Here is a 3,684-nt window from a genome sequence, read left to right on the forward strand (position 1 = left end):
TTCGAGAAGCTGGCTGCGGCATCCGGTGTCGAGGTGGTGCAGGAGCCGACCGACCAGTTCTGGGGTGTTCGGGATGCCGCGGTGCGCGACCCCAGCGGCAACCTGATCAGGATCGCGCAGGCCTGACGCCCTGCGCGCGAGCTCGGCGACCTCCTCGCGAGCTCGGCGCGTGCTCCCCGAGCGGGCTTCCTGCCCTACCCCCGAGCGAACGAACCCCCTGACCGAGCTCCCCGTGCGAACGGACGAGTCGATCTGTGCCCGAACACCGGGCGGGTCGGCTCAACCGGTCGCCCGGGGAGCTCGCTCGCGTCCCAGGCAGTCGAGCGCGGCTGAGCGGACGACCGGCCGGGAGACCGGCCGGGCGACGGACCCTGGCGGAGAACACAACGTCCCACCGTGTGCCTTCCCTGCAGGCAGCGTCAGTACCATGGAGGGCACGATCCGCCGGTCAAGCGGTCGAACCGAGGAGCACAGTGTCGCAACGACTGGACGTCGCCGCGCTCGACGACACGACGCCATGGCGCCGGGTCTCGCCCAAGTACGTCGTCGTGGTGATCGCGGGGTCGCTGATCAGCGGCGCGATCGCCGCGGCCATCGCCGTCTTCGCCTGGCTCGTACTCCAGTGGTGGTGGGCGTGGATCGCGCTCGCCGTGATCGTCGTCATCGCCATCGTGCAGCTGATCATCGCGCCTCGGCGTGCTCGCGCCATCGGCTACATCCTGCGTGACGACGACCTGCTGATCCGCCGGGGCATCATGTTCGAGCGGTTCGTCGCCGTGCCCTACGGCCGCATGCAGCTGCTCGACATCGAACGGGGCCCGATCGACAGGGCGCTCGGGCTGGCCGAGCTCAAGTTCGTGACCGCCGCAGCATCGAGCAGGGTGTCCATCCCCGGGCTCGTGGAGGCGGATGCCGCATGGCTGCGCGACCGTCTCGTGGAGCTCGCCGAAGCGCGCAGGACGGGTCTGTGACCCAGACCTACACGCAGTCCACCGGTCTTGCCGACGGCGAGTGGCACCGGATGCACAAGGCGACTCCGCTGCTGCGCGGCGGCATCGCCATCGTGGCGGTCGTCGGCGTCATCGTCGCGAACCTGCGCGAGCGCATCGTGAGCTTTGTGATCGGCGCGCCGGACTATCCGTCGGGCGATCCGGTGGATGCGATCATCCGGCACAACTTCGTCTGGCCCGCGATCGGGATCGCCGTCGCGATAATCGCCGTGTGCGTCGGCGTCTTCGCGCTGTCGTGGCGCGTTCAGACGTTCCGGGTGACGCATCAGGCGGTGGAGCTGCGCAGCGGCATCCTGCGCAGGCAGGAGCGCAAGGCGAGGCTGGATCGCATCCAGGGCATCAACGTGCAGCGCCCGGTGTTCGCGCGCATCTTCGGGGCGGCCAAGCTCGAGATCGTGGTGGCGGGCAACGACGCCAACCTCAATCTCGCCTACCTGCCCTCCAAGGTCACAGAGACGCTGCGCCGCGAGATCCTGCGGCTGGCATCCGGCGTGCAGGCGGAGGAAGCGCTCGCCGGCGCACGACCGGCAGGCGACATGCCGCTGGTCGTCGACGGCACGGCCGGCCCGGATGCTGTCGGACCCGAGAGCGCCCTGGCAGGCGCGGACGGCATCGGACCCCTGGCCGGTTCCGGCGGCGATTCGCCCCGACGAGCGTCGGCACGCGACATCCTCGCCGACCGCGCCGGGGAGTTCATCTCTCCCGCCGACCTCGATCCGGATGTCGCGCCGCCGGCATCCATCGTGCGCATGCACCCCGGGCGCCTGGCCGGGTCGCTCCTGCTGAGCGGTCCGACGCTCGTGCTGTTCGCCATCCTCATCGCCATGGTCGCCGGCGCGTCGACCGGCCGGCTGTGGCTGATCATCGTCATCTTCCCGGTCATGCTGAGCCTCGGCGGGCTCTTCGTCCGTCGGTTCACCAAGGCTCTTCGCTACAACATCTCCGGCAGCGACCAGGGCGTGCGGATCGGCTTCGGCCTGCTCACGACGAGCAGCGAGACGATCCCGCCGCGGCGCATCCACGCGGTCGAGCTGCTGCAGCCCCTTGCCTGGCGGCCGTTCGGCTGGTGGCAGGTGCGCATGAACACCGCGGGCCACACGCGAGGCAGGAACTCGGCGGGCGAGGCGCGCACGACGACGCTGCCGGTGGGCAGCATCCGCGACGTTCAGCGGGTGCTTCCGCTGCTGCTTCCCGGCATGGATGACACCGTGCGGGATGCCCTGGCGCTCGCCGCGATGAACGCGCACGCCGACCAGTCCGCCTTCTCGTCCGCTCCCGAACGCGCGCGGTGGCTATGCCCGTTCTCGTGGCGCAAGACCGGGTACACGATCGCCGACGGCGTGATCGTCGTGCGGCACGGCGCGGTCTGGCGGCGCATCGTGTTCGTGCCGCTCGCCAGAATGCAGAGCGTGGAGGTGGGGCAGGGGCCGGCGAGGCGCATCCTCGACCTGGCGTTCGCCGACGTGCACGTGATCGACGGCCCGGTGCACGCGAGGGTTCCGGTGATCGACACGCGAGCAGCCGAGGAGCTCTTCGCCCTCGTCGGCGCCGGAGCCATCGACTGGGCACGCGCCGAGGAGGGTGCCGGGAGGGGCAGGAAACCCCACGAACCCGAGTTCGAGGGTGATGTGTGATGGCCGGCAGATCGGGACGCCTGGGCGTCGGCATCGTCGGGGCAGGACGCGTCGGTCCCGTGCTCGGTGCCGCGCTCGCCGGAGCCGGGCACGCGATCGTCGGGGTCGCCACCTCGAGCGACCGCAACAGGGAACGCGTCGAGGCGCTGCTTCCCGGAGCACCCGTGCTGCAGATTCCCGAGCTGATCGAGCGGTCCGAGCTCGTGCTGCTGGCCGTGCCAGGGCCGGAGCTGCCCGAGCTCATCGCCGGGCTCGCCACGGCGGGCGCCTGGCAGCCAGGACAGCTCGTCATGCACACGGCGCCGGAGTTCGGCGTCGGAGTGCTGACGCCGGCTCTGCAGCGAGGAGCGATCCCGCTCGCCATCCATCCGGCGATGGTGTTCAGCGGCACGAGTCTCGACCTGGCAAGGCTGGCGGAGAGCTACTTCGCCGTCACGGCGCCCGCCCCGGTGCAGCCCATCGGCCAGGCGCTCGTCGTCGAGATGGGCGGCGAACCGGTGATCGTCGACGAGAGCGACCGCGCGGCCTACGCGGAGGCCATCTCGACGGCCACCACGTTCTCGCGCTCGATCGTGGAGCAGGCATCCGGGATCCTGGCGAGCCTGGGCGTGGAGAACCCTGGCGCGTATCTGTCGTCGCTCGTGCGCTCCTCCGTCGACGAGGCCTTGCGGCGAGCTGGCGCACCCACCGAACTCGACGCGCTGGACTTGCCGGGGCTGCTGGATGCGTCAGGGCCGCTCGCCGGTGCCTCACCCTCCACGAACGGCTGGCCGCACGCAGGACTGCCGTCCGGCCGCTGGGACCTCGGCCCCGGCGGCGGAGCAGGCGGTGCGGCCGACGGCACGTCGAACGGCTGGGACGACTCAGGAGGCTGGCCGGGGCTCGACGACGGGGACGACCGTGGCGGGTCCGACCCGGGGCCGCGGCCGTGATGCCGGCGACGGCGGCCTCTGCGAGCGACGGCGTGCGAGCATCCACCACGAGCGATCGTGCCCAAGCGGCGAACCGCGAGCGACCAGCTGCAAGCGGCCCACCACGAA

Annotated in this window: 3 protein-coding genes and 1 pseudogene; all 4 read left to right on the forward strand. The window is 71.2% G+C overall.

Features of this window, described 5'->3' with window-relative positions; all coding sequences use genetic code 11:
* Window positions 1–126, forward strand: a 126-nt coding sequence (locus VHB92_RS00005; RefSeq protein WP_325450128.1) for a VOC family protein, incomplete at its 5' end; no start/stop codon positions are given.
* Between the two features lie 347 nt (window positions 127–473).
* Window positions 474–971: a PH domain-containing protein gene (locus VHB92_RS00010; protein WP_325450124.1), complete on the forward strand. Its 498-nt coding sequence runs from the start codon at window positions 474–476 to the stop codon at window positions 969–971.
* Window positions 968–2,644 (forward strand): PH domain-containing protein, encoded by a 1,677-nt coding sequence (locus tag VHB92_RS00015; protein WP_325450126.1) that lies wholly within the window; start codon window positions 968–970, stop codon window positions 2,642–2,644. Before VHB92_RS00010 ends, VHB92_RS00015 begins: the two co-directional genes overlap by 4 nt.
* Window positions 2,644–3,396, forward strand: a pseudogene (locus tag VHB92_RS00020) (Rossmann-like and DUF2520 domain-containing protein); the annotation flags it as partial. The gene VHB92_RS00015 and the pseudogene VHB92_RS00020, both read left to right, overlap by 1 nt.
* Between the last annotated feature and the right edge of the window lie 288 nt (window positions 3,397–3,684).

It is taken from the genome of Humibacter sp., assembly GCF_035547335.1.
GTDB lineage: Bacteria > Actinomycetota > Actinomycetes > Actinomycetales > Microbacteriaceae > Humibacter.